Source organism: Thermosipho africanus Ob7, from assembly GCF_003351105.1.
GTDB lineage: Bacteria > Thermotogota > Thermotogae > Thermotogales > Fervidobacteriaceae > Thermosipho > Thermosipho africanus.
In genome coordinates, this window is record NZ_NKRG01000008.1 from 77,205 (window position 1) to 84,505 (window position 7,301).

Here is a 7,301-nt window from a genome sequence, read left to right on the forward strand (position 1 = left end):
ATCACCTCTTTAATATTTTTTTGGAGAGTTTAAGTCCTTCACTTGCATTTTTTGCATAGTATACACCAAAATTCTCTGCAATTTCCTTATTTAATGATGCTCCACCGGCAATTATCGGAATTTTTACACCTTCTTTTTCGAGTAAGTCTTTTACTTCTTTTATCCTTCCTATAGTTGTTGTCATCATAGCAGAAAGCCCTAGTATATCTGGTTTGTGTTTTTTTACCTCCTCTAAGATTTTTGAAGCTGGTACATCTTTTCCAAGATCAATTACGTTGAATCCAGAACTTTTAAATAATGTTGCAACAATCTTTTTACCAATATCGTGAACATCGCCTTCAACTGTTGCAACAATTATTGTGCCTATCTTTTGCTTGTCATTTTTTTCAAGGAGTGAGTTTAAGTATTCAAAGACAGGAGTTACTGTTTCAGCAGCAAGTATAAGGTGTGGAAGGTATATAACACCTTTTGAATATAACTCTCCAATGTGTTCCATAGCTTTTGAAAGAATATTTTGACTTATTTGAAGAGGAGAATATTCTTCAAGTAATTTTTCAATTTCTTGTTTTATTTCTTTTTCTTTCTTTTTAAGGATCATTTCAACAAGAGGATCTTCTTTTAGAATTTCTTGTTTTGCAAGTTCTTTTCCCTTTAGTACAAGTGTTCCAAAAATAGCGTTCATTGTACATTTTTCACTTGTATTTAATATAGCTGCATTGAGCCCTTTGTCTAAGCATAGTGTAAGAAAAGAAGCATTTAAAGCCTCTCTATTTGGCATTCCAAAACTTAAATTTGAAAGTCCAACGGATGTCATTAGACCTTCTTTTGATAATAATTCTATAGTTTCAACTGTGACTTTTGGATCTTTTTTTGCACCAACTGGAAGAACAAGTGGATCAACTAAGATTCGATTGCGTTCTATTCCGTTTTTTTCAAGGTATTCTACAGCTTCTTTTGCAATTTCAAATCTTTCTTTTGCAGTTTCAGGAATTTTATCTTTCATTGTAAGAAGAACAAGCACTCCTCCGTATCTTTTAAGTAGATATATTGCATTGTCTAGTTTTTCCTTTTTGGCTGTAGAAGAATTTATTATTGGTCTTCCAACGTATTCTTTTAAAGCTTCTTCCATAAATTCAAACTCTTGTATATCAAGGGAAAGAGGTAGACTTCCGATTTTGTCAAGGGTATTAACAACAAGGTTAAAATGTGATTTGTCAAGAAGTTTTTCTATTCCAAGATTTACATCTAAAACATGAGCGCCTTCTTGTTCTTGCATAGATGCAAGTTCAACAATTTTACTAAAATCTTTGTTCTTTATTTTTTCCTGGAGTTTCTTTTTACCTGCTGCATTAATTCTTTCACCAATGATTAAAAATGGGGAAATCTTTTGCAATTTTGTCCTACTTGAGACAAATTCTTCAGCTATAATTTTTCTTTTTTTTGGTTTTCTATTCTTTAAAAATTTAATCATTAATCTTATGTGCTCTGGTGAAGTTCCACAGCACCCTCCAACAATATTTGCACCTACCTCCACAAAATCTTCCATGTAAATTGCAAACTTTTCTGGAGAGGTTTTGTATACAATACTTCCATCTCTTTGAAGTTTGGGTTTTCCTGCGTTTGGTTCTACACTAATTGGTTTTTTAGAGTATTGAGCTAGTTTTTTAAAAACTGATAATAATTTTTCGGGTTCTAATGTACAGTTTATTCCAATAACATCTACATCTAAATCGTTTAGTAAGGTTGCAAAAATCTCGACACTTGTTCCTGTGACAGCTTTTGAGTTTTCTTCAAAAGTCATTTGAGCAATTATTGGTATATCTTGTGAAAGATCCCTGAGTGCAAGAATTGCGGCTTTTAACTCTTTTAAATCAGACATTGTTTCTATTATAAAGCCATCAACGCCTGCATTTAATAGTATCTCCCCTTGTTCTCTGAAAACATCGTATGCTTCGTCAAATGAAATCTCACCTAATGGTTCTATTAAAAATCCAGTTGATGAAATATCACCTAAAACATAGACATTTTTTTGTCCCGCTGCTTGTTTGGCAATTTTAACAGCATTATAGTTTATATCTTTTATGTTATAGCTAACTTTTAACGATTTTAGTTTAAGTCTATTTGCACTGAATGTGTTAGTAAGTAGAAAATCCACACCTGCATCAACATATGCTTTTTGAAGATCAAATACCATTTCTTTATCTGTAATGTTTAGAGTTTCAATAACACCTTTAAATCCCTTTTTAAAAAACTCTGTGCCATATGCACCGTCGAGAAAGTAAATTCTTTCATTAAGCATTTGTAGAAATTCTTTTCTATTCAACTTTTACCACCATCCTATCATACATGTTGTTGTTTTTCTTGGGATCATAATACCACTTTCTAAGACCTTTATTTTATCCACTTTTAATAAATTAATGATAGTTCTATTTTCTCTAATGTCTACATCCTCATATCCTGGAGAAAACCTCATTGTCCCATCTTTGTATTTTTTTCTTAACTTTTTATCAAAATTATCATTTAATGTTTCAAGAGCTTCTGAACCCCACGCATCAAGAATCATTCCAGAAAATACTTCTCCATTTTCTGTGTAATGTTCTATTTTTTTATCTATTTCTTCCCCAAGTGTGGAGACAAAAAGCGTCATTTTTTTAACACCTTTAAATTTTTCTGGAATTATACTTTTTGGTAATTCTTCTATGTTAAATGTTTCATACCAGATAGTTGGAGATGATAAAGAAAGACCTTCAAGGTAAAGATCGTTTATCTTTTTGATTAATTCTTCGTCAAGTTTTTCATATCTTGTAGATGCTCTTGCAACGACTATTTTCTTTTTAGGCATATATTCAAATTTTTCGGGGATATAAATCACATGAATTCCTCCTATATGTGCTTTAATATTTCTACAATTGCATCGGTATTGCTCATTGTAAAAAAGTGTATTCCTGGGACATTATTTTCTTTTAGTTTTTCAATTAATTTTATGGTATATTTTACGCCTGTCCAGAATTCTTCTTTTGGGGTTCTTGCATTATCTAGTTTTTCAATCAATTCTTCAGGAATATCTACATAAAAAGTTCCAGGTATTTTTAATGCGCTTTTGTAGCTTAGAATAGGTTTAAGGCCAGGTATAACTTTTACGGTTATTCCTTCATTCCTTAAAAGTTTGACAAAATTAAAATACTTTTCTATATCAAAGAACATTTGAGTTATTACAAACTGTGCTCCTGCTTCTATCTTCCTCTTTAAGTATTTTATATCAGTTTTTAGATTTGGAGATTCATAATGTTTTTCTGGATATCCTGCAACACCAATACAAAAATTTGTTTTTTTGGCTGTTTGATACAAGTATTTTCCTTTATTCATATCGGAAATTTGTTGGACAAGCTGGTAAGCATAATCATACTGCCATTCTTTTTTTATTACATTTTTCTTTTTATCTCCACGAATAACAAATACATTATCGATTCCAAGAAAATCTAGATCAATTAATAATTCCTCAAGCTCAAATTTGCTGTTTCCGATACAGGTGAGATGCGGGACTACATCTACATTGTATCTCATCTTTAATGCAGCAACAATTCCCATTGTTCCTGGCCTTTTAACCTTTGGAAGTTTAAGAATCTGGCCATCTATTTCATAGTATTCAAGTTCTGGAGGATGCTTGGTTACACTTATAAATGCTGGATTGTATGGCATTATTTTGTCTATTGCTTTATATAGATTATCTGCACTATGCCCTCTAAGTGGCGGTATTACTTCAATTGAAATAAAAAAGTCTTTGATTTGAGATATTTTCATTTTTTCATCCCCTTACGTTATGTATAGCCTTTATAATTATATTTTTATCTATTGTAACGATTATATCTTGGATTTCTTCAAATTTTCTTGAAAGTAAATTTTTTGCATCATGTACATTTTTAATTTTATTAGATATTGCGGTAGCATATGCATCAGCAAGGGCAGGGTCACTGCATACAACTGTAGTTGTATCTGTTTTGCCAAAATTTTTTGAATGTCCAATTTTTCTTGAAGATGTTGCAATCCCGAACTCTCCAGGTGGTAATTCTAGGTATAAATTAGTATTAGTTGAAAGTATCATTATAGTTGTTGGCTCATGTGAATAAATATATAAATCTCCACCATTTTCTACTAAAAGTTTTTTTGGATTTACTAGCTTTTTAATATATTGTCCAATATGTTTTGCAAAAGCACCTGCAACAGCCGCCATTGGTCCAACATTTGCCTTTTTTGAAGCTTTAAGCATATCTTTTGCTACTTTTGGAGCATTCTCATCAAATGCAATTGGTTTTAAAGATGCAAGGAAAGTTTTTGTTGCATATTCTTCCAGTTCTTTTCTCAAGAAAACAAGATAGTTGTAAGCTAGAACCGAAAGTCCTGTTTCTTTTTTGTCTAATGCAATCCAAAGATCGCTTTCTTTGTACTTTATTGAAAAAGAAAAAAGATTGTTTCCCATGAAGTTTCTATAAAACCTTTTCAATTTATCAGCCCCCATGGAAGCTCTATTCCAACTGGGCATACATCACTACAAAGTCCGCAATTTGTACATTTTGTTTTTTCAAACTTTACTGTATCATTTTCTATGTAAAAAGCATTACAGTATCCTGTACACAAACCGCAATTTACACATTCGTTTTTAATGACTTTTTCTTGCTTAGTACTTTTTGTGTTTAATTTTTTGTAATCAGATTTTGATGGAAGAGAGGCGACTGGTTTTGTAAGGAAAAATTCTTTGTTTAAAATTTGTTTTTTTAGTTCATTTGCAATTTTTCTTGATACATTCATGCTGGTAATAGGAGCAGTTTTTACATATTTACCATTTAACTCAATTTTACCACTTTTTAATTCTTGATAAGTTACTTCTCTTATTATAGGTTTATCATGTTTTGAGTAATCTCTTACTGTTGTTATAAGTTCTGAGTTTGAGCGTGTTACATAATAGGCTATCTCTTCATCTAGTATAGGAATAGGTATACCAATTCCTATAAATATAGTAACTCCATATCCTTTAAATTTTGCTGCTCTAATATATTCTCTTGACATTTCTTTTGCGTTTCCAATTACTGCAAGAGTTCTAGAAGGATTTTTTGGGATATCTTCTGTACTTGGATTATACTGTGTTCCTTGCCAGACAACGTATCCTTGAGTTCCTCCAAAGAATATTCTAGTGCCTATTCCTATTGTTTTTAACTTTGGATCTTTTAAAAGTGGGCTTAACTCTCCTGAAGTAGCATAAGTGACATTTGAATAATTTGGGAGTAATTTTCCCATATATGTATATATAGTTTTATTAGAACCATTTGTAGCAGCCGAGTAGTTTTGGTATACGTTTCTTGGATTAAAGAAATAGAATTCATTTATTATGTCTTTATTTATGTAACCTTCTATTTTTTTTCTGGGATAGCAATCTGTTCCTTTTGCATTGGCAGATAAAAATACATCCTGACCAGAGATTAGTTTTTCAATGACGTAAGAACCGCCAATCCCATCTTCTTGAGTTGCGCCCAAGAATCCATCAACAGCAGCAAGGCCTGCATGAACTGTGACTCCATCTAACTTTATTTCTTCCATTCTCATTGGAGGTGTTGTGTGGCCGAAGTTGAAGAAAACACCGGATGAACACATTGGTGAAAAGGTCCCAGTGGTTACAACGTCAACGTTTTCATATACGTACTTTACACCTTTTTCTTTTGAGAGTTTTACAGCTTCTTCCGCTGTTAAAACTACTACTTTACCTTTTTCAATTTTTTCGTTGATTTCTTCAAAACTTCTCATATAACCCCCTCCCTTGCAAATAAGATGTTGTGTATAACATTTAGAATGTTTTTAAGATTTTTATTTTCTACAAGGAGAATTAAAAAATTTTTCGCGTCTTTAAGTAACCAAAAGTTAAATTTGTGAAAGTAGAGGCTATTTAAGATAAGGAGTTTTTTTCCAATGTCTAAATCTCCACCTACAAGTATGAGCGACAAGTTTTCTTTTATAGTTATTGTTGAAAAGTTATCCTTTATACTTTCAAATTTTTCTTTTTCTATTATTACGTTTGCATTATTTTGGAATATATCTATGTACTTTACATTTTTTGGTATTTTTTTCAACTTTCCATTTATAAATAAGAGATCTTTTAGGAAACTTATTGATAAAACTCCAACGTTAGTTTCGTTTCCTATAATAGTAGATCCACTTTTATCTAATCCCTTTATTATTATTGGAATATTTTTAGATTTTGCAGGAGCAATTGCTTTATATTGAATAATCTTTGCACCAAAGTAGGAAAGAAGCTCAGCTATTTCATATGAGATTTTTGTAATTGGGAAAGGATTTTTAACAAGTTTAGGATCACAAGTGAAGAGTTGACTTACATCTTTATATAGAGTTACATTTTCGGCGTCTAATATGTTTGCCAAAGCTGTCGCTGTATAATCACTTCCACCTCGTCCAAGAGTTTTTATTTTTCCATTGTGTATAGCATAAAAACCCGGGACAATATAAATTTTTTTCTCTTTAAAGTATGATTTTATACTTCTTTTGAGTTCTATTTTTTCACTATTTTTTGTTAGGTTAAGTTCTATTTCTTCGGGTAGTTTTTCTTCAACGTTGAAACCTTCCTTTTCTAAAAATAATTTAAGTGCGAGAGAATTACATCTTTCGCCGTGGGAGATTATTTTTTCATAGTCTCTTTCATTTAAAATTTCATACACTCTTTCTTTTAATTTTTCTGATCCAAACCCCATTTGACCAGCAAGTTTTTGATAGATATTTTCAAGAAGCTTTTTGTTAATTTGATTGTTTAAAAGTAAATCTGTGACTCCATATGGTGCTGAGACAACTATTACTAGGTTGTCTTGTTCGAGTAATGGTGGTACTTTAAAAAAAGAGTCTTTTTCTTTAAAAATTGAACCGCCAAGTTTAATAACTTTCAAAAATAACACCCCCTTATTTAAAATAAAAAAAGGCGGCCAGTTTTTACTGACCGCCTTTTTGCTATTAGTTAATTCCTACTAATTAAAACCTATACAGCAAAAGATAATGGCGGCCAGTTTTTCCACATGCCGCACATTATCATCATATTTACATTTAAGAAGGATTTATTAAGCATTGAAGTTTGATTTTTAAAGATAATTTTTTGCAATTTTCTTCCCCCTTTTGATGAGATTTTAACAAATAATTTTTGTTTGTCAAGGCAATTTTTTAAAATATGTGATATAATGATTTTGTGTTAATAAAAAGACTAATTTTAAATATGTGTTACGGAAAACAGCCTGTGAGTTAATTAAAAT

The 7,301-nt window shown here is 31.1% G+C and carries 6 protein-coding genes; all 6 read right to left on the reverse strand.

The window, feature by feature from the left end; genetic code table 11:
* Position 1: 1 nt before the first annotated feature.
* The 6 genes from OB7_RS08575 to OB7_RS08600 are packed head-to-tail and all read right to left on the reverse strand — an operon-like array spanning position 2 to position 6,944.
* Complete coding sequence (locus OB7_RS08575; RefSeq protein ID WP_114703063.1) at positions 2-2,323, reverse strand: homocysteine S-methyltransferase family protein; 2,322 nt, start codon at positions 2,321-2,323, stop codon at positions 2-4.
* Positions 2,324-2,326: 3 nt separating this feature from the next.
* Positions 2,327-2,872 carry a methionine synthase gene (locus OB7_RS08580; RefSeq protein ID WP_012579998.1) on the reverse strand — a complete coding sequence of 182 codons (546 nt, stop codon included), beginning with the start codon at positions 2,870-2,872 and terminating at the stop codon, positions 2,327-2,329.
* Between the two features lie 11 nt (positions 2,873-2,883).
* On the reverse strand, positions 2,884-3,801 hold the full coding sequence (locus tag OB7_RS08585; protein WP_114703064.1) for a methylenetetrahydrofolate reductase: 918 nt from the start codon (positions 3,799-3,801) through the stop codon (positions 2,884-2,886).
* Between the two features lie 4 nt (positions 3,802-3,805).
* Positions 3,806-4,501 (reverse strand): UPF0280 family protein, encoded by a 696-nt coding sequence (locus tag OB7_RS08590; protein ID WP_114703065.1) that lies wholly within the window; start codon positions 4,499-4,501, stop codon positions 3,806-3,808.
* Positions 4,498-5,796 carry a homocysteine biosynthesis protein gene (locus tag OB7_RS08595; protein WP_114703066.1) on the reverse strand — a complete coding sequence of 433 codons (1,299 nt, stop codon included), beginning with the start codon at positions 5,794-5,796 and terminating at the stop codon, positions 4,498-4,500. The genes OB7_RS08590 and OB7_RS08595 overlap by 4 nt, the downstream gene beginning before the upstream one ends.
* Positions 5,793-6,944 carry an amino acid kinase family protein gene (locus tag OB7_RS08600; protein ID WP_114703067.1) on the reverse strand — a complete coding sequence of 384 codons (1,152 nt, stop codon included), beginning with the start codon at positions 6,942-6,944 and terminating at the stop codon, positions 5,793-5,795. Before OB7_RS08600 ends, OB7_RS08595 begins: the two co-directional genes overlap by 4 nt.
* Positions 6,945-7,301: the final 357 nt, after the last annotated feature.

Bases quoted from the DNA above. Each gene is read 5' to 3' on its own strand.
- OB7_RS08595 (WP_114703066.1), bottom strand. From the start codon at position 5,796: ATGAGAAGTTTTGAAGAAATCAACGAAAAAATTGAAAAAGGTAAAGTA.
- OB7_RS08585 (WP_114703064.1), bottom strand. From the start codon at position 3,801: ATGAAAATATCTCAAATCAAAGACTTTTTTATTTCAATTGAAGTAATA.